This is a genomic window from Amycolatopsis sp. NPDC104587 (genome assembly GCF_055583645.1).
The window spans coordinates 168,311-191,864 of the sequence record NZ_JBVJNO010000015.1 but is presented as its reverse complement, the minus strand read 5'-3'; the positions used below and the strand labels follow the sequence as shown (position 1 = coordinate 191,864).

The following is a 23,554-nucleotide window of genomic DNA, read 5'->3' as shown; positions in this document are numbered from 1 at the left end:
ATGTTCGACTCAGTGTTGGTCGCCAACCGCGGCGAGATCGCGGTCCGGGTCATCCGCACGCTGCGGGCCCTCGGCATCCGCGCGGTCGCCGTCTACAGTGACGCGGACGCCGACGCCCGGCACGTCCGCGAGGCGGACACGGCGTTGCGCATCGGGCCCGCGGAGGCCGCCCGCAGCTACCTTTCGATCCCGGCCATCGTGGACGCCGCGGTGTCTTCCGGCGCGCAGGCCGTGCACCCGGGATACGGCTTCCTGGCGGAGAACGCCGAGTTCGCGCGGGCCTGCGAAGCCGCCGGGCTCGTGTTCATCGGGCCGCCGGTCGGCGCGATCGACGCCATGGGCGACAAGATCCGCGCCAAGGCGACGGTGTCGAAGGCCGGGGTCCCGGTCGTGCCCGGCGCGTCCGATGTGGACGGCGACATCGCCGCCGCCGCGGCCGGTGTCGGCTATCCGCTGCTGATCAAGCCGTCCGCCGGCGGTGGCGGCAAGGGCATGCGGCTGGTCCACGCTCCCGAGGAGCTGGACGCCGCCATCGAGTCGGCCCGGCGGGAGGCGAAGAGCTCCTTCGGGGACGACACGTTGCTGATCGAGCGGTTCGTCACGACCCCGCGGCACATCGAGATCCAGGTCATGGCCGACACCTACGGCCACGTCGTACACCTCGGCGAGCGCGAGTGCAGCCTGCAGCGGCGGCACCAGAAGATCATCGAGGAAGCGCCGTCGGTGCTGCTGGACGAGGCCACGCGCACGAAGATGGGCACAGCGGCGGCCGAAGCCGCGCGCTCGGTCGGGTACGTCGGCGCGGGCACGGTCGAGTTCATCATGTCGGCGCACGACCCGGACGAGTTCTTCTTCATGGAGATGAACACCCGGCTGCAGGTCGAGCACCCCGTCACGGAACTGGTCACCGGCCTCGACCTGGTCGAGTGGCAGGTCCGGGTGGCCGCCGGCGAGCACCTCTCCGTCGCGCAGGAGGACGTCGTCCTCAAGGGACACGCCGTCGAGGCCCGGGTGTACGCCGAGGATCCGGCGCGCGGGTTCATCCCGACCGGCGGGACGGTGCTGGCGGTGCACGAGCCGTCCGGCGACGGCGTCCGCGTCGACTCGTGGATGACGCGCGGCGCGGTGATCGGCTCGAACTACGACCCGATGCTCGCCAAGGTCATCGCTTGGGGCCCGGACCGCGCGGCGGCGCTGCACCGGCTCGACCGGGCGCTGGCCGACACGGCGTTGCTGGGCGTCGGCACCAACACGGCGTTCCTGCGCGGGTTGCTGGCTGACGAGGACGTCCGTGCCGGACGTCTCGACACCGAGCTCGTCGATCGCCGATTGTCCACTTTGGTCTCTTCGGACGTCCCGGCCGAGTTCTTCGTCGCCGCCGCGCTGGACCGGCTGCTGGAGCTGCAGCCGTCAGGGTCCGTTGTGGACCCGTGGGACATCCCGGACGGCTGGCGGATGGGCGGTTCCGGCGGGGTCACGTTCCGGCTGAAGTCCGGCCAGGCCACAGCCGTGGTCCGGGTGCAGGGCACGCCGTCGGCCGCGGTCGTCCAGGTCGACGACACGGCGCCGGTGGAGGTCTCCGCGCGTCGCGAGGGTGACGTCCTGGAGGTCCGGCAGGCCGGTGGGTTCCACCGCTACCGCCAGGCCTGCGGTCCGGACCGGACGGTCTGGCTCGCCCGCGACGGACTGAGCTTTCCCTTCGGGGAGCAGGAGTTCGTGCTCTCGGCGCGGGGTGAGGCCGCGGGCGCCGGGCCGGTCACCAGCCCGATGCCGGGCACGGTGCTCGTCGTCAAGGTGGCCGCGGGTGACGTCGTGAAGGCCGGGACGCCGTTGCTGGTGGTCGAAGCGATGAAGATGGAGCACACGGTCACCGCGCCGATCGACGGCGTGGTCAGCGAACTTTCCGTCCGGGCCGGCCAACAGGTCGCGCTGGACGAAACCCTTGCCGTAGTGACGCCCCAAGAGGAGCAGCAGTGATCGACTTCCGCCTGGACGAGGAGTACGAGTCCCTCCGCAAGACGGTCGAGGACTTCGCGCACGCCGAGGTCGCGCCCGTGATCGGCGAGCTGTACGAGAAAGAAGCGTTCCCGTACGAGATCGTCGCGAAGATGGGCGAGATGGGCCTGTTCGGCCTGCCGTTCCCCGAGGAGTTCGGCGGCATGGGCGGTGACTACTTCGCGCTGTGCCTGGCGCTGGAGGAGCTCGCCCGGGTCGACTCGTCGGTCGCGATCACCCTGGAGGCCGGGGTTTCGCTCGGCGCGATGCCGATCTTCCGCTTCGGAACGCAGGAGCAGAAGGAAAAGTGGCTGCCGTCGCTGTGCGAGGGCACGGCGCTGGGCGGGTTCGGCCTGACGGAACCGGGTGGCGGCTCGGACGCGGGCGCGACCCGCACGCGTGCCGCGATGGACGGCGACGAGTGGGTTGTCAACGGCAGCAAGGCGTTCATCACGAACTCGGGCACCGACATCACGAAGCTGGTCACGGTCACCGCCGTCACGGACGTGATGGAGAACGGCCGCAAGGAGATCTCGGCGATCCTCATCCCGTCCGGCACCCCGGGCTTCGAGGTCGCGCCGAAGTACTCCAAGGTCGGCTGGAACTGCTCCGACACGCACGAACTGTCCTTTTCGGACGTCCGCGTCCCGGTCGAGAACCTGGTCGGCGTGCGGGGCCGCGGGTACGCCCAGTTCCTGTCCATCTTGGACGAGGGCCGCGTCGCGATCGCCGCGCTGTCGGTCGGCCTGGCGCAGGGTTGTGTGGACGAGTGCCTGCAGTACGTGAAGGACCGCGTGGCGTTCGGCAAGCGGATCGGCGAGTACCAGGCGATCCAGTTCAAGATCGCCGACATGGAGGTCCGCACGCACACCGCGCGCCTGGCCTACTACCAGGCGGCGTCCAAGATGCTGCGCGGCGAGCCGTTCAAGAAGGAGGCGTCGATCGCGAAGCTGGTGGCGTCCAACGCGGCGATGGACAACGCGCGCGACGCGACCCAGATCTTCGGCGGCTACGGGTTCATGAACGAGTACCCGGTGAGCCGCTTCTACCGCGACGCGAAGATCCTCGAGATCGGCGAGGGCACGAGCGAGGTCCAGAAGATGCTGATCTCGCGCCACCTCGGAGTCGCCTGAAAGCGGCCCGCGCGTGCCCGCCGTCCGGTAGACAAGGGGCATGGACAACACCGTCATCCGATCGGGTGACTCTGGGGACGTCGGCACGTTGCTGCGCTTCTTCGACGAAGCCGTCGAATGGCTGGTCGCCCGGGGCAGCGCCGGGCAGTGGGGCACCGAGCCGTGGAGCGGTGTCCCGAAGCGCGTCGAGCGGGTCACGGGCATGGCCGCCGACCCCGGCCTGCGGATCGCGATGGTCGACGGCGAGCCCGCCGGCGCGCTGATCGTGTCCGAAGAGCGCGACCCGCACGTGCCCGCTGTGGACGAGCGTGAGCTGTACGTCCGGTTCCTGATCACGTCGCGGCGGTTCACGGGCCGGCGCGTCGGCGCGCGCCTCATCGAGTACGCGCTCGACGAGGCGCGGCGGCGCGGCATCGACCTCGTGCGGGTCGACTGCTGGGCGGGCGGCGACGGCGCCCTGCAGCGCTACTACGAGGGCCAGGGCTTCAAACCGACCGTCCGGTTTTCCGTGGACGAGTGGGTCGGCCAGGTGCTGGAGCAACGCGTCGGGTAGCGCGATCGGGTTTCGCGAGCGACACTGTTGGCGCGGTGCCAACAGACGAAGGAGTCGCCATGGCCGAGACGCTCGCGGACAAGGTCGTCGTCATCACCGGCGGCGGGCAGGGGATCGGCGCGGCGACCGCGTCGGCGCTGGCTCGCCTGGGCGCGCGGGTGGTGATCGGCGACCTCGACCAGGTCCGGGCCGAGAAAACCGCCGGAGAGCTGGGCGCCGAGGCGCTGCCGCTGGACGTCACCGACACCCGCGGCTTCACGGAGTTCCTCGACGAGGTCGAGCGCCGCCACGGCCGCATCGACGTGCTGGTCAACAACGCCGGGATCATGCCGCTGGGCCTGCTCGAAGAGGAGAGCGACGCGACGACCCGGCGTCAGCTCGAGATCAACCTGCACGCGGTCATCCACGGCACGCGCGAGGCGGCGAAGCGGATGCGGCCACGGCGCAGCGGGCACATCGTCAACGTCGCGTCGTTCGCGGGCAAAGCGGGCTTTCCGGGCGCGGCGACGTACTGCGCGACCAAGCATGCCGTGGTCGGGCTGTCCGAAGCGGTGCACCTGGAGCTGCACGGCACCGGCGTGCACGTCTCGTGCGTGATGCCCGCGATCGTCCGGACGGAGCTCGCGAGCGGCCTCGGCGAGGCGAAGCTGTTCAAGTCGGTGCGCGCGGAAGACGTCGCCGACGCCATCGTGGCGACGCTGCGGAAGCCCCGGTTCGACGTCTTCGTGCCCCGCTCGTTGGGTCCTATGGGCAAACTCACGGGACTGCTCCCGCGGCGAGCCGCCGAAGCGCTCGCGCGAGCCCTGAAGGCGGACCGACTTTTGGCTTCAGCGGCCCATTCCCCGGCTCGCGCGGACTACGAGGCGCGCGCCGCGGAGAGCGCTCCCGGGACGGCCCCGGAGTAACTCGGACGGCCTAGCGTCTGTCCGAATTGGACGGGGCGGGTGTTGAGTCCACCGGCCAGACCCGGCAAGATTGGCCGGAAGTGCCCGGGGGACGTCGCAGGAGGCTCGAGAAAATGGTTTCACCGCCCGCACGGCTGGCCGCCGCGGCGTCGAACGTGGTCGGCAAGGTGCTGCACGGCGGCGTTGCCGACCTGCGCCCGATGCCGCGGGTGCTGATCGACCAGGGCCCCAACCGCTCGGTGTACCGGATGACGCACAGCGGCGGCACGGTGTCCGGGCCGCCGGTGCTGCTGGTGCCGCCGTTGGCCGCGCCGGCGATCTGCTTCGACCTGCGTCGCGGCTGCAGCCTGATCGAGCACCTGGTCGAGGACGGGCGCAACGCCTACCTCGTCGACTACGGCATGGTCGCCTTCTCCGACCGGCGCCTGGGCATCGAGCACTGGATCGACGAGGTGCTGCCGCGCGCGATCCGCAAGGTCAGCGCGGACAACGGCGGGCAGGCCGTGCACCTGGTGTCGTGGTCGCTCGGCGGGATCTTCTCGCTGCTGGTGAACGCCGACCAGCCGGACCTCCCGATCGCGTCGATCACCGCGATCGGCTCGCCGGTGGACTTCACGGCGATCCCGATCGTCGCGCCGTTCCGCCCGCTGGTGGACCTCACGGGCGGCCACCTGCTGACGCCGATCTACCGGGCGTTCGGCGGTGCACCGTCCTATTTGGTCAGCCGCGTGTTCCGCGCGACGGGCATCAGCAAGGAGATCACGAAGCCGATCGCGATCCTCTCGCACCTGGACGACCGCGACTACCTCGCCCAGATCGAGGCGGTCGACCACTTCATGAGCAACATGTACGCCTACCCGGGCCGCACGTTCGGCCAGCTGTACCACCGGTTGTTCCGCACGAACGACCTGGCGGAGGGCAAGGTGGACCTCAACGGCCGCATCATCTCGCTGTCGTCGGTCCGCGTGCCGACACTGGTGGTGGCGGGCGAGAACGACACGATCGCGCCCCGGCCGTCGGTGGAGCGGGTCATGGAGCTGCTGGACAAGGCGCCCGAGGTCCGGTTCAAGACGGCTCCGGGCGGTCACCTGGGTGTCCTGACCGGTCGCAAGGCCCGCGGCACGACGTGGCGCTACCTGGACGAATTCCTCGATGACCGGATCTCAGCCGACTAGGTCGATCTCGAACGGCTCCGCCGCGCTGTAGCGGACGTCGGCCCACACCGCGCCGGGCAGCTCGTAGCGGCGGTGCGACGTCAGCTTCGCGTCGTAGCCCGCTCTCTGCGCGGGGTCGTGGCCGATGCCCGTGTGGTCCGAGCCCCACGCCAAGATGCCCGGTACCCACATCGGCCGCGCGGTGCCGTCGCCGCCCAGCCGCGGCCGGACGACCACCGCCGCTCCGGCGCCGCCGGAGAGGAAGACACGGACGATGTGCTCACCGTTGTCCGGCGGAGTGACGGTGATGCGCTCCAGGATCTCGACCTCCGCGCGTCCGACGGGCCCGGCGCCCGACGGGTTGGCGGCCCGCTCGCGGAGCCATGCGGTGTCGATGCCGACGGGGTCGATCTTGCGGCCGGGCGGAACGCAGACGTCCTTGTGACCGGCGTAGCGCTCGACGCCGCGGGACATGTACCGCAGCAGCGCGCCGACCAGCCTCGGATAGGCGTCCAGCTGCGCTTCGGTCCAGACGCCGGCGCCCGCGGACTCCGCTTCGATGCCGAGGAACTCGTCGTTGAGGTCGTAGAACCCGAGCCAGCGCGACGCACCGGCGTGGTACGCGCACCCGGCGGCGACAACGTAGATCGTCCCGCTGCGGCCGAGCCCGAGGTTGCACAACGGCCCGGCGAGATCGGGGCGGCCGTGGGTGACGATGCCGAGCGAGGGGTAGTCCCCGGGCGCGGAATCGGCGGTGGCGGTGTGGTGCCCGACCACCCCTTCGACGACGCGCATCCCGCCGTGCCCGCGCGTCTGCCACCCGGCGACCTCGACCACGGGATAGCCGGTGCTGCGAGCGGCGTCGACGAGCCACGGGACGTACAGGGCTCAGCCCTCCAGCGCGTCGTAGGCGCCGGCGTCCGCTTCGGGCGCGTCATGTGCGGCGATCCGGGCCGCGAGCGCGGCGCGGGCTTCTTCGAGATTCTTGGGCTGCTGCCGATCGGCGTCCCAGCCTTCGGCGTCCCACTCTGCGGGCGTCTTGATCGGAGTGACGTCGCCGGGCTCGTACACCATGGCGACCTGGGTCTCGACGGGTTCGGTCACGATCGGCCTCCGGACCGCGAGAGTACTGGAGGCCGACCGCCCACCGCTCATTTCAGTTCGGCGCTGGACTTCCCGAGAATGCGCCTCGCGACGATCAACTGCTGAATCTGCTGCGTCCCCTCGAAAATGTCGAGGATCTTCGCGTCCCGCGCCCACTTCTCGAGCAGCGACTCTTCGCCGTAGGCGCCGGTCAACTCGACGCACTTCAGCGCGATCTCCACCACCGAGCGGCCCGCCTTGGCCTTCGCCATCGACGCCTGCAGCGAGTTCGGCTTGCGGTTGTCCGCCATCCACGCGGACTCCAGCGTCAGCAGGTACGCCGACTCGTAGTCGGCCTCCAGGCGGAGGAACTCGGCCGCCGCCGCGTGCTGGGTGTTCGCCGGGCGGTCGTAGTCGATCGTGACGCCGGCTTCGGACAGGATGCGCCGCGTCTCCTCCAGCGCCGCCCGGGCCACGCCGATCGCCATTGCCGCCACTAGGGGGCGCGTGTTGTCGAACGTCTGCATCACGCCGGCAAAACCCTTGGCGGTGTCGATCTCCGGTGTGCCCAGCAGGTTCTCCGCCGGGACGCGGCAGTTCTCGAAACGCAGCACCGCCGTGTCGGAGGCGCGGATGCCGAGCTTGTGCTCGACGCGCACCACCTCGAACCCCGGCGTGCCCTTCTCCACCACGAACGACTTGATCGCCGCGCGGCCCTTGGTCTTGTCGAGCGTCGCCCACACGACCACCGCGTCGGCGCGCTCGCCGGAGGTCACGAAGATCTTCTCGCCGTTCAGGACGTAGTGGTCGCCGTCGAGGCGGGCCGTCGTGCCGACCGCCGCCGAGTCCGAGCCGAACGCGGGCTCGGTGATCGCCATCGCCGCCCACATGCCGGAGAAGCGCTCGAGCTGCTCGTCCGTCGCGACCGAGCCGATCGCCGCGTTGCCGAGCCCCTGGCGCGGCATCGACAGCAGCAGGCCGACGTCACCCCAGCACATCTCGATCGTGCCGAGGACGACGTTCAGGTTCGCGCCGTTGCGGTTGCCCTTTTCCTTGTCAGGACCGGACCGTCGCACGCCCGCCGCGCCCGCGCCGCCCTCGCCTGAGGAGTTGAGCCCGTCCAGCAGCGCCGCGAACATGTCCAGCTCGGCCGGGTAGGTGTGCTCCGCGCGGTCGTACTTGCGCGAGATCGGCCGGAACACCTCGGCCGCGGCCTGGTACGCCTGGTTGACCAGGGCACCGGCCTTCTTGGGAGCTTCCAGGTTGATCATCGTTAACGCCTTTCGCGAAAGCCTAGAGAAGGACGGCGCCTTCCATGACGCCGATGGCCCGCAGGTCCCGGTACCAGCGCTCGACCGGGTGCTCCTTCACGAAGCCGTGCCCGCCGAGCAGCTGCACGCCCGCGCTGCCGATCTGCATGCCCTTGTCCACGGCGAGCTTGCGTGCCAGCGCGACCTCCCGCGCGTAGGACTTGCCCTGCTCGGCCCGCGCGGCGGCGCGCAGCGTGACCAGCCGCAAACCTTCCAGTTCGATCGCGATGTCGGCGACCGAGAACGCCACCGCCTGCCGGTGGCTGATCGGCTCGCCGAACGCGACGCGCTCGTTGACGTAGGGCACGACGTAGTCGAGGACGGCCTTCGCGGTGCCGGCGGCCAGCGCCGCCCAGCCCAGCCGCGACAGCCGGACGAGGTCGGTGAAGACGTCGAGCTTGCCGCCGCCGAGCAGCGCGCCCGCGGGCAGCGACACCTTCTCCAGGTGCAGCTTGCCGGTTGCGGCGCCGCGCAGGCCCATCGCCGGCTCGGACTCGATCGTCACCCCGGCGTTCGAAGACTCGACGAGGAACAGCGCCGGTCCGCGGCCTTCGAGGTCGGCCGAGACGATGAACAGCTCGGCCTGCGCCGCGCGCGGGACCAGCGACTTCACGCCGTCGAGCTGGTAGCCCTTCGGCGTGCGACGCGCCTTCGTCGCGGGCTTGAACGGGTCGTACAGCGCTCGCTGCTCCTGCAGCGCGAGCGCCGCGGCGGGCACGTTCTCGCCGACGAACGCGGGCAGGTAGTCGGCCTGCTGCTGCTCGTCACCCCAGCTGACCAGCGCGGTGCTGACCGCGGACGGCGCGAGCACCGCCACGGCCAGGCCGAGGTCCCCGTGCGCGAGCGCTTCCGCGACAAGCGCGTTGGTGACGACGGAGCGTTCGGTGCCGACCCCGCCGAGCTCCTCGGGGATGCCGACCAGGCTGATGCCCAGCTCGGCGGCCCGGCTCAGCAGCCCTTCGGGCGCCTCGAGCTTGGCGTCGGCGTCCGCCGCGGCCGGGCGCAGCTGCTCGGCGGCGAACTCCGTCACCGTCTCGACGATGAGCTGCTGGTCCTCACTCGGCGTGAGGTCGAACAGCCCGGTGTCGGCGGCCGGCGTGAGCCGGGCGGGCTTGCCCAGCTTCTGCACCGACTTGAACGACCGGGTCGCCGCGCCGGCGACGCGGAAGCCGTTGCGCGTCCCCGCGGTGACCAGGCCTTCGATGGGCTTGCGCAGCCCCGCCCGGTCGACGACCCTGCTCCCGGCCAGCCGGGTCAGCGCGGAAAGGCCCCAGCCCATCGCGTCCCGTTTCCTTGGCGCAGCCATGTGGCCCTCCATCCCGTTACCTACTCGTGAGTAGGTTAACGCGGTATCGGGCTGCGCGCCAGTGTGGGCTCACTTACGAGTGGTCGGCGTGCACCTGCTTGCGCCATTCCGCGAACTGAAGCCGTTCGAAGGTGATGAGCCCGAGCACCACCGCGGCGACGATCAGCAGCAGCACCGCGGCCGGCACGTGTTCGAGCAGCGGCGTCGCCGCGACGAGCAGGACGCCGACGACCAGCCGCTGGTGGTTCCAGCTGCCGAGGTTGCGCTTGCGGAGGGCGCTCAGCGCGATCAGGTAGAGCGCGAGCCCGCCGGTGAGCGTCCAGATCGGCACGCCGTGGAGCGCTTCGCCGGGGGTGTGGTGCTCGGTGTCGGCGATGTAGAGGAAGGACTTCTTCAGGCCGAGGGCGACGAGCACGATCCCGGCGATCAGCGGCAGGTGCAGGAAGGTGTAGGAGTCCGTGGCGAGCTTCGCCCGTTCGACGCCGGTCGCCCGCGTCAGCCGGTGCTCGGAGACGCGCGCGACGACGTCGAAGTAGGTCCACCACATCCCGGCGGCCAGCGCGAGCCCGCACACCGCGGCCCCGGTGACCAGCCACGACATCGGCAGCGCCCCGATCCCGATCCCGATCGCGACGATCGACTCCCCGAGCGCGATGATCACGATCAGCCCGAACCGCTCGGCGAAGTGCGCGGGCGAGTTCAGCCGCCAGCCTTCGGGCCCGGCGAAGTAGACGTTGAGGTAGTCGGCCAGCAACGCGACGCCCCACAGCGCGAGCTGCCACGGCCCGCTCAGGAAGGCGGCGATCCCCAGCAGGACAACGCTCGGCAGCAGCCCGACGAACATCCGCAGCAGCACCTTGCGCAACCCGGGATCGTGCTTCGCGGCGCCGAGGTAGGCGACGAGGTGCAACAGCCGCACGAGCGCGTAGCAGACAACGAAGAGCGCGGGCGCGTACAGCCCACCGGGGAAGTCGACGAAGGCTTCGGGGATGGTGAGCGAGACGAGGAACATCACGGCCATCGCCCCGAACATCGCCAGCCGCGCGATCCCGTGGTCGACGTGGATGGTGGTCCCGAGCCAGGCATAGGAGCACCAGCACCACCACAGGACGGCGAGCATGGTCACCCCCTGCCCGACCCCGAGCGGGCTCAGGTGGTCGGCCATCAGCTGGGTGGTCTGGGTGATGGCGTAGACGAAGACCAGGTCGAAGAAGAGCTCGATGGTCGAGACGCGGTGGTCCTCATCCGCGCTCACCAGGTGCAGTCGTCTCGTGGGCACGCCGAATTATGGACGAAACAAGGACAAGGAGCCCCGCTTTCCCGGTAACGCTGCCCGCGAACATGGCCGGGCGTGCATGCGTCTGGGACAATGGGACCGGGACGTGGGGAGGTGTCGTGCCGTCAGCTGCGCTGCACCGGACGATCATGGCCGTGGACATCGCGGGCTACAACGATCCGCGGAGGACCGTTGCCCACCGGCGCGCGATGAACGACGGGTTCTGGCGGATCATGCGCACGTCGTTCGCCGACGCGGGCGTCCCGTGGGACGTCTGCTTCATGGAGAACACCGGCGACGGCGCGATGATCCAGCTGCCGGCCGAGGTGGCGAAAGCCGACCTGGTCGGCTTGCTGCCGGATCGCCTGCTCGCGGAGTTGCGCCGCTACAACGAGATCCACGCCGACCCCGCCACCATGCGCCTGCGCGTGGCGCTCCACGCGGGCGAGGTCTACCAGACGAGCAACGGCACGGTCAGCGACGCGACGAGCTTCACGTTCCGGCTGCTCGAAGCGCCGGTGGTGAAGGAGGCGCTGGCGAAGTCGAGTGGGCCGCTGGCACTGGTCGTCTCCGAGACGATCTTCCGTGACGTGGTCTGCGCGGACCCGGCCGCCGACGCCGGCTCATACCGCCGCGTCTCCGTGGCGGTGAAGGAGACGAAGGCCGACGCCTGGCTGCGTCTGCCGGGTGTGACGGTGAACGGGTTCGCCGGACTGGTGCCCAAGGGCGACTTCCCGGCGCTGGTCAAGGCGCTGCTCGCCGTACCTTGCGTGCGGAACGTCGAAGGCCGCCGGCTGGTGCTGGAACTGCTCCCACGGCGAGAGATCGCCGAGATCGTGCCGTACCACTCCGAAGACCGGTTGCACGTCATCGCGCTGGCTCGCACCTGCCAGCGGTTCGACGGCGGGTTGCCGGACCTGCTCACCGCGGTGCGCACCCTGGAACCCGACTCGCCGCAGGTGCGCGAACTCGCCAAGATCATCGAGAGCCTGCCCGCCGGACCCGGATGATCGTTGTCCAGGATTTGCCCTTTTGCCGGGCCGGTGAATAGGTAAACTCACGATCTTCGGGGCGCTTCGCGGGGGCGGGAGGTGGTTCGTCAGGTGTCTTCGCGGCGACGCCGGGTCAATCTGGCGGCACGGAAAGCGCTGGTGGACGTGTTGGCCGCCGCCGGTTTCGCCCACGACAAAGCACGTCGTGCGCTCCTGGTCGGGGAACTCGAGACCGTCCTGGAATGCCAGTTCACCTTTTCGGACCAGCTCGCCCCGCGGGACGAGCTGCTCGAGCTCGTCAACGCGTGCGGCCGGTTCGACGACGGGATGGACGTCCTGGCGGACGTGTTCGAGCTGATGCGCCCGGGAACTCCCGAATGCGCCGAGCTTCGCCGGCTGGTGTCCTCCCTCTGGCTGCGGGACGTCATCCCGGTGACGGAGCAGCACCGGATCCGCGGTCAGCTCACCGGGCTCGCACCTCCCGGGCTCGCCGCGGCGGTCCGGAGAGCCGCCCGTGACGCAGCCGTGCCGCCGCCCAGGTATGAAGACGCCTGGACGGCGTTCTCCGATCTTGCGGACTTCAACGCGGCGCCCGGCGAGCTGCCGCCCGCCCTGGTCTTCGTCGAGCTGATCGGCGCTGAGTGCGGCGACCGGCTGGGCGCCGAGCTCATGGAGTGGACGACCGGGCAGGCCCGGCGGCTCCGGCTGGACGCCGCATTGCGACGGCTGCGGTCTGAGCACCGAGCTGCCGGGGAGGTGGAAAGACTGCACCTGGTCATCGCGATCGAACCGGACGGCATCGAGGCGGGCCGGTACCAGATTTCCCCGTGGCGGCAGGACGACCCCGAGGAGTGGCCCCCGCCGCAGGGGGAGAGCCGGTTGGTCCGTGCGGACGAGCTGGAAGCGGAGGTCGGAGACCTCGTCGGCGCGGCCGAAAAGTACTGGTCGGGGCTGGCCGCGCAGGTGGCCATCGAGTTCGTGCTGCCGCGGACGTTGCTCAATCTGCCCGTGCATTCTTGGTCGACTGACCGCCGTTCGGGTGATCCCAGTCCGCTGTTCATCAGCTACCCGATCGTGATTCGTTCACTTGAACGCTTGGAAACCCGTCAGTGGCATCGGCGGTGGCGTTTGCGCTGGCGGGTGCTCGAGGCGGACCCGTCCGTCGATCGGGTGTATTTCTGTCATGAGAAGGACACGGAGGAGCCGCACCGGCTGGACGCCATCCTGAGTGACGAACACTGGGTGATGATGGTGCTGACCGAGTCTCCGCCGGTCAGCCCGGTGCCGGGGCAAGATCAGCTCTTCGCTGCATTGCGCGCAGGATTGCCGATTCTCGTCTGGCACCCGACTGCCGGTGTGGAAGACTTGCGCGAGGTGGTATCGTGGATCGTCGGTGCTAATGGCCTGAGAGAATTGCCTTACCGGACGCAACAATCGCGTCAAGCAATTTTCTCGGAGCAGGAAGTACCGTTCGACACTGACATTCTCCGTGATCTGGTGGTGTTGTGGGACGACCCGGGACGACTGGTCGGCGACGCGTCCGATCGTCCTGCGCGGGCGTGAGTCGCCGGTGACAGGGGTGGAAAACCACGACGGAGCGGCGTGGTGCATCTATCGCGGCACGGGCCATCCGCTGCAGGACATCGGGCTCGCCGAACTGCTTCCGCCTGCGCCGCCGTGGCGCACTTTCGACGGCGGCCCGCTGCCGGAAACCGACGTCGTGCCCGAGGACGAAGGGGAGACCGACCGGCGTCTCGGCCGCAAAGAGCGGTCGGCGTTGCACGTCGACCCGCACGAGATCGAAATGGTCAACGCGGCGATCCACCTGCGTCGGCCGTTGCTGGTCACGGGCAGGCCGGGCAGCGGCAAGTCCAGCCTGGCGTACCGGATCAGCCGTGAACTCCGCCTCGGCCGGGTGCTCCGGTGGCCGATCACGTCGAACACCACGCTCAAGTCAGGGCTCTACGACTACGACGCCATCGGTCGCGCGCAGGCGGCGAGCACCCGGGTGGTGGGACAGGCGTCGTCCGGTGGCCCTTCCGAAGAGCCGCCGATCGGGGACTTCCTGCGCTTGGGCATGCTGGGCACGGCTTTCTTGCCGCGCCGGTTGCCCCGGGTCCTCCTCATCGACGAACTGGACAAGTCGGACTCCGATCTGCCGCACGACCTGCTCAGCCTGTTCGAGGACGGTGAGTTCACCGTTCCCGAACTGGCTCGCGCCGCGCGCCGGACGCCGGTTGTCGACGTCTTCACGGCCGACCAGGACCAGACCGCCGAGGTGGCGGGCGGGCGGGTTCGCTGTGCCGCGTTTCCGATCGTCGTCATCACCAGCAACGGCGAGCGCGAATTCCCGCCGGCTTTCCTGCGGCGCTGCCTCACCTACAAGACGAAGGCCCCGACCGCCGAGCAGCTGGCAGCGATGGCCGTCGCGCACGCCCTCGATCCCGAGAACGAGTACCGGTCCACGCTGATCGAGGAGTTCGTGGAGGTGAGCAAGGCCAAGGGGGCACCACCGGCGGACAAGCTGCTTGATGCCGTTTACCTGGCGACGTCGGGCGCGTACCAGAAGGACGGTGAGTCTTGGCGACGCGTGGTGGGCGCCCTTTGGCAGCAGCTCGCGTCGCCGGAGTCCTGACATGGTGGGTGGATCGGCCGGCGTTCCGGATGCCCCAGAGCTGACCTCCCGGGAGCTCGCGGACGCACTCTGGCTCGCCGCCGTGATGCAGGGCGCCGTCGCGCACCGCGGCCCGGGAGAGGAATCCGTAGCCGAGCGCCCGCCGGACCGCACCCACGACGCACTCGCCCGGCCGTCGGAGCGTGCCGGATCCGGTTCTCCGCAGTCGACGGCCGACCCGGGTGGGAAACCCGAGCCGCCGGGCGACGAAGCCCGTCGGCCCGACGTCGTGGTGGAAGGCGTCGAGCCGGGAGACGAGCCGTCCGACGCCGAGCCGGACGGCCCCGCGTCGGACAAAGCGCCCTTCTCCTGGAGACCCATCGCCTTCGGGCAGCCGCGGCGAGACACGTCGGCCGCGGTGGGAGCCGGTGCGTCTGCATTGCCTGGCGCGGAGGAGTTCCTGCGCTCCTTGCGGCCCCTCAAACGGCTCGTCAAGTCTCGGCGCCCCGACGACGTCGAACTCGACGAGGATCGAACGGCCGAGCAGGCGGCGGAAACCGGACGTTGGTGGCCGGTCACCCGGCCGGGGCGGCGGAAATGGCTCGATCTGACGCTCGTGATCGACGCTGCGCCGTCTCTGGCCTTGTGGAAGCCGACGGTGAACGCCTTTGTCGGCCTGCTGGAGCGGCTGGGGGCGTTCCGCTCGATCCAGGTCCGGATGCTCGACACCGGGAAGACGGGGGTAGCCGAGGACGGCGCGGTCCTCGAGCCGGAACTGCACGGGGGCACGCTCGACACGCCGGTGCGCGGTCCCGCGGAGGTGCTGGACCCGTCGGGACGGCGGCTGATGCTGGTGCTGACCGACGGTGTGTCCGACGCGTGGCGGCTCGGTCTCGTTTCGCCGATATTGGCCGACTGGGCCCGCGCGATGCCCGTGGCCGTCCTGCACCTGCTGCCGCAACGGCTTTGGCCGCGGAGCGGGCTCGACGTGCACCGCGCGGTCCTGGCGACGTCCGGTCCGTTGCGTGCCAACCGGCACTACCGGTGGGAGCTCCCGGACGGCTGGGTCGACCCGGAGCTGTCGGCCGAGCTGGTCGCGGATTCGGTGCCGGTGCCGGTGCTGGAGCTCAAGCCGCGGTGGCTGCGCTGGTGGGTCGGAACGCTCACCGGAAATGGCGAAGAACCGCGTACGGCCAAGGTCCTGCTTGCCCGCAAGCGGTCGGCCCCGGTGCGCGATCCGAGACCGGAAACCGATCCGGAAACGAAAACGGAAACAAGACCCCGTGAGCCGTCGCCGCGGGATCAGGTGAAACGCTTTCACAGTCAGGCGTCTCCATCGGCGTACCGGCTGGCGACGCTCTTGGCCGCGGTACCCGTGACGGTCGGTGTCGCGCGGACACTGCAGGCCGAACTCGTGCCGGACTCCGAGCCGGCCCACCTGGCCGAAGTCTTCACGAGCGGCTTGCTGGAGCGCATCGGCGACGACGGTCCGTGGGACACCGTGGGCTGGGACTTCCCTCAGCAGGTCCGCGAGGTCCTGCTGAGCGGCGCGCGTCGATCGGAAACCGTGCGTGCCGTGCTGACGGCACGGCGGAGCATCGGTCCCGCAGGGGGATTTCTCACCCGTTTGCGTGACGCGCTGGAGGATCCTGACAGCACATCCGACCCCTTGCCCGCACCGGGGACCGCCGACGAGGTCGCCCTCGAGCGAGTCGTCATGGCCGCACTTTCCGGGCCGTATCTTTCGCGCGCAGCGAGGCTTGACACTATCGAAGCAGAAGCGGGCACGGAACAGCAAGGCCCTGCCCGTGTATCCACATTAGACTCTAATATCGAACCGGTGAGTGACACGATGTCCCAGGCGCCTGACCGGCTCGCCGGTCCTCAGAGCGATCCCGCTGCTCCTGCCCCGATCAGCCCACCCGAGCCGGACGGCCTGCCGGATCCCGGCGCGGCGGGGAGCTCGGTGAGCCCTGCCCGTGCCGTGTCCAGCGTGGCGTCGACGATCCGGCACGAACGGCCGTCCAGTGACGAAAACCCGCCGGTCTGGGGAAGGATCCCGGCGAAGAACCTGAACTTCACCGGGCGTGACGAGCTGCTCGACCAGCTCGGCGAGCGCCTGGGCGCAGGGACGACCGCGGTCCTGCCGGCCGCGCTGCACGGCATGGGCGGCATCGGCAAGACTCAGATGGCGGTCGAGTACATCTACCGGCACCTGCAGGACTACGACCTCGTCTGGTGGATCCAGGCCACCGAGGAGACCCAGGTCCGGTCGTCGTTGACCGAGCTGGCCCAGCACCTGCGCCTGCCCGGCTGCGACGAAGCGATCACCGCGGTGCCGGCGGTCCGGGAAGCGCTCCGGCTCGGCCGCCCCTACCGGCGATGGCTGCTGGTCTTCGACTCGGCCGAGAACCCGGACATGGTGCGCCGGTTCTTCCCCGTGAACGGCCCCGGCGAAATCCTGGTCACGTCGAGGAACCCGGACTGGGCCGGTATCGCGCGGCCGCTCGAGGTGGCCGTCTTCGAACGCGCGGAAAGCCGGGAACTGCTGAGGCGACGTGGTCCGGCGATCTCCGACGGAGAAGCCGACCTCCTCTCGGAGAAGCTCGGTGACCTCCCCCTCGCCATCGCCCAGGCCGCGGCCTGGCGGGCGGAAACGGGGATGCCCGTGCACGAATACCTGCGCTTGTTCGACGAAAAAGTCACCGAAGTCCTCAGCACCTCGGCACCGGCGGACTACGAGGTTTCGGTGGCGGCGGCGTGGAACGTCTCGTTCGACGAGCTCAGTCGGCGCAATCCGGCGGCCCACCAGCTCCTCCAGGTGTGCGCGTTCTTCGCACCCGAGCCGATCGCCCGCAGCCTCTTCACCGGTGTGCGCGGCGTGGAGATCTCGGCCGAGCTCGACGAAGCACTGCGCGACCCGATGGAGCTCGGACGCGCGGTCCGCGACATCAACCGGTTCGGCCTGGCGAAGATCGACCACGGCAACGACACCATCGTGCTGCACCGGCTCGTCCAGCTGGTGCTGCGCAACCGGTTGACCCGGCAGGACCGGGCGCACATGCGGCACGGCGCGCACATGCTCCTCGCCAACCTGGACCCCCGCGACCCGGCGTCGCCGAAGCACTGGGCCCGGTACCAGATCCTGTTGCCGCACGTCTACTCCGCCGAACTCATCGACTGCCGTGACCGCTGGGTCCGGGAGCTGGTGCTCAACCTGCTGAAGTTCCTGTACCACTGGGGTGACCACGACGGCGCGCTCGCGCTTGCGGAGCAGACCGTACGCGCGTGGTCGGCATCGGACGCCGACGCGGAAGGCCGGCCCGAGGCCGATCCCCAGGTGCTGCAGGCCTCCGAGCGGCTCGGGTTCTACTACTGGGTCGTCGGACGGTATGCCGAAGCAGCCGACGTCGCGCAGCGGACAGTCGACCTGTACCAGGAGACCCTGGGCGCGAACACCGAACAGACGATCAACGCCGAGCTGACGGTGGCCCTGGTGTTGAAGGCCAACGGCGACTTCGCGGCCGCGCGGGCCCTTGGCGACCGGACCTACGTGAAGACACGCGGGCTGTTCGGTGAGGACGACCCCATCACGCTGAACGCCGCGCACGACTTCGTCGTTTCCCTGCTGCTGACCGGGGAATACGAGGAGGCGCGCCGGCTCGCCCAGGAAACCTACGACCGCCGGGCGCAGATCCTCGGGTACGACCACGACGCGACCATCTCCACCCAGGTGCTGCTGGTCATCGCCCGACGCGAGCTGGGTGAGTACCCGTGGGCGCGGATCGAGCAGGAGCGCATTGCCGAACGAGCGCTCAAACTGTACGGCGAGGACAGCATCGGGACCCTGCGACGCCGGTACCACCAGGCGGTCGCGGTCCGGAAGGACGGCGACCACTCCGGCGCGCTGGCGCTGTCGGACGCCGCGCTCAAGGGGTTCCGGGAACGCTACGGTGACAAGCACCCGAACGCGCTGGCCTGTGCACTCGGGCACTCGATCGACCTCCGGCACGACAAGGAGTTCGCCAAGGCGCGCGCCCTCGGCGAGCAGGTGTTCAACCTGTACCGGGAAAGCCTGGGCGAGCAGCACCCGCACACGCTGTCGGCCGCGCTCGACCTCGGCGTGACCCTGCGGCTGGGAGGTGACCCGGCGAGTGCGCGCGCGATCGACGAACGGTCGCTCGAACAGCTGCGGACGGTGCTCGGGGCCGACCACCCGCATTCCATCGTGTGCGCGATCGACGTCGCGAGTGACTTGTTCGCACTCGGCCGGTTCGAGGAGGCCGCGGCGATCGACGACGAGATGCTGACGCGGTCCCGCCGGATCCTCGGCAAGGACCACCCGACGACGCTGGCCGCCCAGCTCAACCGGTCGCTCGACCTCCGGGAGCTCGGCGACGAACACGAAGCGGACGTGCTCTACCAGGACGTGATGGAGCGGTACCGGGCCGTTCTCGGCGAGACCCACCCGGGCACGCTGAGCGCGTCGCGCGGTGTCCGGGCCGACTGTGACATCGACCCGATGCCGCTGTAGGGGACAGCCGAACGAGCTTCAGTGCGTGAACCGGCCGATCCACGCGGCCACCGTCTGCGGTGACGGCGCATCGCCGGGTTCGGACCGGAGCCGGCGGTGCACCGCCCGGACGAGCTCCGGGCGGTGCGTCAAAGCCCTGGCTGCCGGGCCGGTGCCCCGCGCGGAGAGGGCGAGGCCGAGGCCGACGAGCGCAGACGGGCTGTCGGGCTGGTCGGCCAGTTCGGCGCGGTAGCCGTCGATCGCGGCTTCGGTCCGACCGGCGGCGTAGTGGAAGTCCGCAACGCTTGCACCGCTGACGGACGTCCAGTTCGCGGCCAGCCGATGGGCGCCGTCCGGCCCCAGCCGCAGACGCACCAGATCCGCGCGCGCGTCGGGCCAGGTCCCGTCCGGCACGGGGGTGGGGTTCTCGGATTCCAGCAGCTTCGCCGCGTTCGGCCGGGTATGGCCGGACTGCCAGGCGCGGACGAGCTCCGAGACCGCGCCCGGGACAGGTCGCAGGTGCCGGACTCTCCAGCCCGCGTAGTGATCGGTCGCAACGGCGGCCGCCCACGTCGCCGGCCCGGACGCAACCGGTTCCTGCTGCCAGGGACCGAGCCGCTCGGCGACACCGCCGAGAAAACGGCGTCCGGCCTCGGTGAGGGCGGCGTCCGGGGCGACGATCCGGAGCGTGCGCCAAGCCGCCTCCCGCCACAGGGCGAACTCGAACGCGGCCAGGTCGTTGTCCGGTTCGGCTGCGACCAGCCGCCGCCAGAACCCGGTAACGCCGAAGAACGCGTAGATGCCGTGCAAGACACCGGCGATCGGCCGTGGGTCGTCGCGCCAGGGCGCGTACAACCGTTCCCGAGGATCGGGCTCCGTGAAGTGGGTGAGGTGCTGGAGGCCGCCCAGCCGGATGTGGTGGAACTCGTGGACCAGCGCCGCCGCGAGTGATGCCGGGTCCTCGGAATGCGCGATGATCGCACTGCCGAACGCTTCCCCGCTGGAGGCGCTCGGCTGCCTGAACGGCACCGCGGGGGCGGGAACGAGGGAGTCGAGACCGTCCGGCAGGGCGTCGGCGACTTCTGGCAGGTGCCGCACGAGCAGGGTCCAGGCCTCGCCCAGTACGGTGCGCCACGACTCGGCTTCCGGGCCGGAGAGTCGCCGGGGGGCGACCGGTTCGTAAAGACCGCGGTACGGGTCGAGATCGTCGAGCCGGACGGACAGGCTGCGGCCATCGGCCACCACCGTGGCGTCGCGGATCCCGGACCACCCGGGCACGTCGGCCGATCGGTCCGCCGGCAGCAGGACCCGTGAATACCAGTTCTCGACCGTGACTTCGCCCTCGCGACCGTGGACTTCCGCGACCGAGAAGGGTTCGTCGGTGGTCAGGTGGGCCATCCCGAGCGTCGGCAGCGCCACGTTGCCCTGCCACACCGGGACGTCGATGTCGAACCGCAGCCCGGCACGCACGGCCGCGGCTGCCGCGAGGCAGTGCACATGCCCGACGTGGACCCAGATCGGGCAGACGCCGGTGACCTTTTGGTGGAAGAGCCGTGTCGTGTAGCCCGCCCAGGTGCCCGTGTAAGGGTGCGCGAGCGCCAATTCCAGAGCGTCGGGGTCGGCGTTCTGCACCCGGGCGAGCAATTCCCAGGCCGATTCCGGCGAAGACAGGGGGCCGAAGCGGTCGTGGGTCTTGCTCGCGATGTCGATCAGGCCGCGCAGCAGGAGCAACCGTCTGCTGCGCTCGGCCGCGCGCAGTTTCCGGACGGGGCCGGGGCCGCCTTCACCGCGGGCGAGCGCATCGAAATCGGACCATGGCAGGTGGTGCGGAGCCAGTTCGGGTTTTTGTTCCTGTTCGGGATCTTCGATGAGCACTGCAGACCTCGTCAATCGAGCCGTTTCGCCCCTTGGCTTCCGCTCGCGGTCACCTGAATGTGGGCCACCCGTTCCACCGCGTGTCGTAACGCTTTACGCATCCGGTTGCCGTCAAGGGTGCGCAACCGGGTCAGCGACACGGCGCCGAGGTCGACGAGTTCCGATTCGATTCCCGTGTCCCCGTCGGTCCGCGGTGACTGCATCGCGATTTCCCCTTTCGCAGGGAGAACGGACCCCGTCGGCCCGATAACATCATCCCGCATTTCTCGCGGTTGCGACAGGGACGGACGCACTGCGCCGATCAGGCGATGCCCAGCACCCTGTGCAGCAGTGTCGTGAGTTCCGCTTCGAAGTTCGGCCGGGCCGCCACTCGCCGGGTCCGGGCCAGGTCGTTAGCGATCGTTAACGCCGCGTGCACGGTGATCTTCGCTTCGCGCGGGGGTAGTGCAGGGCGCACCTCCGACAGCAGCGTCACCCACTGGGCCACGTAGTCCCGCTGCACCCGCAGCAGGTCCGCCTTGTCGCGGTCCGGCATCGTCACGCGGTCCGCAGAGAAGGACACCAGCAGTTCCGGCGTGTGCAGAATCGTGTGCACGTACGACGCCGCCAGGCGGCGCAGGGCTGTGTGCTCGTCCGGGGCCTGCAGTGCCCGCTCGGCCGCCAACGCCAACCTGTCTGCCGCGCGATGTCCGATTGCGACCATCAGGGCCGCCTTGCTCGGGAAGTGGCGGTACACGCTGGGGCCCGCGATGCCGGCCGCCGCTCCGATGTCCTCCATGCTCACGTCGTGGAAGCCGCGCTGGGCGAACAGCGTTGTCGCCTCCGCCAGGACCTGCTCGCGGCGGGACGGGGTGCCGAGGCGCGACAACGGTGGCTCCGGCACCGCAGGCGGCGGGAGTGTGGTGTCGAGCACACCCAGGGCCAGTTCGACGAGCAACTGGGCGAAGCGGCGGCGCGCCACCGACGTGTGGTGGACCGACACGCTGCCGAACACGGACAGTGCCGCCCAGCAGAGCAGCTCCGCGTCCTCGCTCGGCAGATCGGGGCGCCGGACCTGCAGTGCCTTTGCCCACGCCGTCAGCGCGAGCGTCGACCGGCGGGCGATCTCCCGCTGGTCCTCCTTCGGGAGATGACGCCCTTCCCAGCGCCACAGCGCGGCGATCTCGCGCCGTTCGACGGCCTGCGTCGCGAGCCGGCCCAGGAGTGATTCCAGCTGGTCAGCGGGCGAAACGGAGTCCGACAGCGCCTCCGCCGTCACCGCCTCCAGGTCTTCAAACCCGCTGAGGACGACGTACGCCAGGATCGCCTGCTTGTCCGCGAAGTGGCGGTACAACGCCGGCCCGGTGACGCCCGCCGCGTCCGCTATGTCCTTGATGCCGACTCCGGGGAAGCCGCGGGCGCGGAACAGCTCCGCCGCCACCGCGGCCAGCTGGGCCTTGCGGTCGCGGGGGCGCGCGTTGCGGACTTCGGTCATGGTGAGTGAACGATAGCGGCTAACGGCACACCTGCAACCCATTGACACCATGGGGTTATCCAGCGATATGTTAATGGCCATTAGCGCTACTGGCCGGTATCGTCGACGGCGATACGGCTAGGCACGAAGACGTCCCACCCGCTCGCGAGGAGTTGTTCTGTGAGTAGCGAGGCCTACATCTACGAGGCGATCCGCACGCCTCGCGGCAAGAACAAGGGCGGTGCCCTCCACGGCACCAAGCCGGTCGACCTGGTGGTCGGCCTGATCGAAGAGCTCAAGGTCCGCCACCCGAACCTCGACCCCGCGGTGATCGACGACGTCGTGCTCGGCGTCGTCTCCCCGGTCGGCGAGCAGGGCGCGGTCATCGCGCGCACCGCCGCGCTGAACGCCGGCCTCCCCGAGACCGTCGCCGGCGTGCAGCTCAACCGCTTCTGCGCCTCCGGCCTCGAAGCCACCAACACCGCCGCGCAGAAGGTCCGCTCCGGCTGGGACAACCTGATCATCGCGGGCGGCGTCGAGTCGATGTCGCGCGTGCCGATGGGCTCTGACGGCGGCGCGCTCTTCATGGACCCGGCCACCGCGTACGACAACTACATCGTCCCGCAGGGCACCGGCGCCGACCTGATCGCGACCATCGAGGGCTTCTCGCGCGAGGACGTCGACGCGTGGGCCGTGCGCTCGCAGAAGAAGGCCGAGGCGGCCTGGTCCGGCGGCTACTTCGCCAAGTCCGTCGTCCCGGTCAAGGACATCAACGGCGTCACGGTCCTGGACCACGACGAGCACCGCCGTCCCGGCTCCACCGTCGAGGGTCTCGGCAAGCTCAAGCCGGCCTTCTCGATGATCGGTGAGATGGGCGGTTTCGACGCCGTCGCGCTGCAGAAGTACCACTCGGTCGAGAAGATCAACCACGTCCACACCGGCGGTAACTCCTCCGGCATCGTCGACGGCGCCGCGCTGGTGCTCGTCGGCTCCGAGCAGATCGGCAAGACCTTCGGGCTGACGCCGCGCGCCCGGATCGTGGCGACCGCGTCGATCGGCTCCGAGCCGACGATCATGCTCACCGGCCCGACCCCGGCCACCGAGAAGGTCCTGAAGACCGCGGGCCTCAAGCCCGAGGACATCGACCTGTGGGAGCTCAACGAGGCGTTCGCGTCCGTCGTGCTCAAGTGGATCAAGGACCTGCACCTCGACGAGGAGAAGGTCAACGTCAACGGCGGCGCGATCGCCATGGGCCACCCGCTCGGCGCCACCGGCGCGATGCTGGTCGGCACCGTGGTCGACGAGCTCGAACGCCGCCAGGCGCGCCGCGCCCTGGTGACCCTGTGCATCGGCGGCGGCATGGGCGTCGCCACCATCATCGAGCGGGTGTGA

General features: G+C 70.0%; 18 protein-coding genes. 10 read left to right on the top strand and 8 right to left on the bottom strand.

Features of this window, described 5'->3' with window-relative positions; translation table 11 throughout:
- The 5 genes from ACZ61C_RS38265 to ACZ61C_RS38245 all read left to right on the top strand — a co-directional run bounded on the left by ACZ61C_RS38265 (position 1) and on the right by ACZ61C_RS38245 (position 5,761).
- Positions 1-1,977: an acetyl-CoA carboxylase biotin carboxylase subunit gene (locus ACZ61C_RS38265; RefSeq protein ID WP_465312802.1), complete on the top strand. Its 1,977-nt coding sequence runs from the start codon at positions 1-3 to the stop codon at positions 1,975-1,977.
- Complete coding sequence (locus tag ACZ61C_RS38260) at positions 1,974-3,128, top strand: acyl-CoA dehydrogenase family protein (RefSeq protein WP_465312801.1); 1,155 nt, start codon at positions 1,974-1,976, stop codon at positions 3,126-3,128. The genes ACZ61C_RS38265 and ACZ61C_RS38260 overlap by 4 nt, the downstream gene beginning before the upstream one ends.
- A gap of 40 nt (positions 3,129-3,168) precedes the next feature.
- Positions 3,169-3,681 carry a GNAT family N-acetyltransferase gene (locus ACZ61C_RS38255; RefSeq protein WP_465312800.1) on the top strand — a complete coding sequence of 171 codons (513 nt, stop codon included), beginning with the start codon at positions 3,169-3,171 and terminating at the stop codon, positions 3,679-3,681.
- A gap of 59 nt (positions 3,682-3,740) precedes the next feature.
- Entirely contained in the window at positions 3,741-4,586 is an 846-nt protein-coding gene (locus tag ACZ61C_RS38250; protein WP_465312799.1) for an SDR family oxidoreductase, read from the top strand.
- Positions 4,587-4,699: 113 nt separating this feature from the next.
- Entirely contained in the window at positions 4,700-5,761 is a 1,062-nt protein-coding gene (locus ACZ61C_RS38245) for an alpha/beta fold hydrolase (protein ID WP_465312798.1), read from the top strand.
- Here ACZ61C_RS38245 and ACZ61C_RS38240 read toward each other — a convergent pair.
- From ACZ61C_RS38240 to ACZ61C_RS38220, 5 genes are all read right to left on the bottom strand, one after another.
- Positions 5,750-6,577 carry an N-acetylmuramoyl-L-alanine amidase gene (locus ACZ61C_RS38240; protein ID WP_465312797.1) on the bottom strand — a complete coding sequence of 276 codons (828 nt, stop codon included), beginning with the start codon at positions 6,575-6,577 and terminating at the stop codon, positions 5,750-5,752. The genes ACZ61C_RS38245 and ACZ61C_RS38240 overlap by 12 nt on opposite strands.
- Positions 6,578-6,628: 51 nt before the next feature.
- On the bottom strand, positions 6,629-6,844 hold the full coding sequence (locus ACZ61C_RS38235; RefSeq protein ID WP_465312796.1) for a hypothetical protein: 216 nt from the start codon (positions 6,842-6,844) through the stop codon (positions 6,629-6,631).
- Positions 6,845-6,891: 47 nt separating this feature from the next.
- The gene (locus ACZ61C_RS38230) at positions 6,892-8,094 is read right to left on the bottom strand and encodes an acyl-CoA dehydrogenase family protein (RefSeq protein ID WP_465312795.1); all 1,203 of its coding nucleotides are present in this window, start codon (positions 8,092-8,094) and stop codon (positions 6,892-6,894) included.
- A gap of 22 nt (positions 8,095-8,116) precedes the next feature.
- Positions 8,117-9,412, bottom strand: a complete 1,296-nt coding sequence (locus ACZ61C_RS38225) for an acyl-CoA dehydrogenase family protein (protein WP_465312886.1) — start codon at positions 9,410-9,412, stop codon at positions 8,117-8,119.
- 100 nt (positions 9,413-9,512) lie between these two features.
- Entirely contained in the window at positions 9,513-10,718 is a 1,206-nt protein-coding gene (locus ACZ61C_RS38220; protein ID WP_465312794.1) for a low temperature requirement protein A, read from the bottom strand.
- A gap of 116 nt (positions 10,719-10,834) precedes the next feature.
- Between ACZ61C_RS38220 and ACZ61C_RS38215 the strand changes: the two genes are divergently transcribed.
- From ACZ61C_RS38215 to fxsT, 4 genes are all read left to right on the top strand, one after another.
- Complete coding sequence (locus ACZ61C_RS38215; RefSeq protein WP_465312793.1) at positions 10,835-11,725, top strand: effector-associated domain 2-containing protein; 891 nt, start codon at positions 10,835-10,837, stop codon at positions 11,723-11,725.
- A gap of 141 nt (positions 11,726-11,866) precedes the next feature.
- The gene (locus ACZ61C_RS38210; protein WP_465312792.1) at positions 11,867-13,270 is read left to right on the top strand and encodes a VMAP-C domain-containing protein; all 1,404 of its coding nucleotides are present in this window, start codon (positions 11,867-11,869) and stop codon (positions 13,268-13,270) included.
- A 16-nt stretch (positions 13,271-13,286) separates the two neighbouring features.
- Positions 13,287-14,342: an AAA family ATPase gene (locus tag ACZ61C_RS38205; protein ID WP_465312791.1), complete on the top strand. Its 1,056-nt coding sequence runs from the start codon at positions 13,287-13,289 to the stop codon at positions 14,340-14,342.
- A 1-nt stretch (position 14,343) separates the two neighbouring features.
- Positions 14,344-18,855 carry an FxSxx-COOH system tetratricopeptide repeat protein gene (gene fxsT / locus ACZ61C_RS38200; protein WP_465312790.1) on the top strand — a complete coding sequence of 1,504 codons (4,512 nt, stop codon included), beginning with the start codon at positions 14,344-14,346 and terminating at the stop codon, positions 18,853-18,855.
- Between the two features lie 18 nt (positions 18,856-18,873).
- Here fxsT and ACZ61C_RS38195 read toward each other — a convergent pair whose 3' ends face one another.
- The 3 genes from ACZ61C_RS38195 to ACZ61C_RS38185 form a co-directional block, all read right to left on the bottom strand.
- On the bottom strand, positions 18,874-20,709 hold the full coding sequence (locus ACZ61C_RS38195) for an HEXXH motif domain-containing protein (protein ID WP_465312789.1): 1,836 nt from the start codon (positions 20,707-20,709) through the stop codon (positions 18,874-18,876).
- An 11-nt stretch (positions 20,710-20,720) separates the two neighbouring features.
- Positions 20,721-20,912, bottom strand: coding sequence for a hypothetical protein (locus ACZ61C_RS38190; protein ID WP_465312788.1), 192 nt, complete (start codon positions 20,910-20,912; stop codon positions 20,721-20,723).
- A 98-nt stretch (positions 20,913-21,010) separates the two neighbouring features.
- A complete protein-coding gene (locus tag ACZ61C_RS38185) occupies positions 21,011-22,183 on the bottom strand; it encodes a TetR/AcrR family transcriptional regulator (protein ID WP_465312787.1) in 1,173 nt (390 codons plus the stop codon).
- A gap of 159 nt (positions 22,184-22,342) precedes the next feature.
- Here ACZ61C_RS38185 and ACZ61C_RS38180 point away from each other — a divergent pair, with 159 nt between their 5' ends.
- Positions 22,343-23,554 carry an acetyl-CoA C-acetyltransferase gene (locus tag ACZ61C_RS38180; protein WP_465312786.1) on the top strand — a complete coding sequence of 404 codons (1,212 nt, stop codon included), beginning with the start codon at positions 22,343-22,345 and terminating at the stop codon, positions 23,552-23,554.

Excerpts from the sequence above, each read along its gene's own strand:
- fxsT (WP_465312790.1), top strand. The coding sequence starts at position 14,344 with ATGGTGGGTGGATCGGCCGGCGTTCCGGATGCCCCAGAGCTGACCTCC.
- ACZ61C_RS38225 (WP_465312886.1), bottom strand. The coding sequence starts at position 9,412 with ATGGGCTGGGGCCTTTCCGCGCTGACCCGGCTGGCCGGGAGCAGGGTC.
- ACZ61C_RS38245 (WP_465312798.1), top strand. The coding sequence starts at position 4,700 with ATGGTTTCACCGCCCGCACGGCTGGCCGCCGCGGCGTCGAACGTGGTC.
- ACZ61C_RS38190 (WP_465312788.1), bottom strand. The coding sequence starts at position 20,912 with ATGCAGTCACCGCGGACCGACGGGGACACGGGAATCGAATCGGAACTC.
- ACZ61C_RS38230 (WP_465312795.1), bottom strand. The coding sequence starts at position 8,094 with ATGATCAACCTGGAAGCTCCCAAGAAGGCCGGTGCCCTGGTCAACCAG.
- ACZ61C_RS38250 (WP_465312799.1), top strand. The coding sequence starts at position 3,741 with ATGGCCGAGACGCTCGCGGACAAGGTCGTCGTCATCACCGGCGGCGGG.
- ACZ61C_RS38265 (WP_465312802.1), top strand. The coding sequence starts at position 1 with ATGTTCGACTCAGTGTTGGTCGCCAACCGCGGCGAGATCGCGGTCCGG.
- ACZ61C_RS38255 (WP_465312800.1), top strand. The coding sequence starts at position 3,169 with ATGGACAACACCGTCATCCGATCGGGTGACTCTGGGGACGTCGGCACG.
- ACZ61C_RS38185 (WP_465312787.1), bottom strand. The coding sequence starts at position 22,183 with ATGACCGAAGTCCGCAACGCGCGCCCCCGCGACCGCAAGGCCCAGCTG.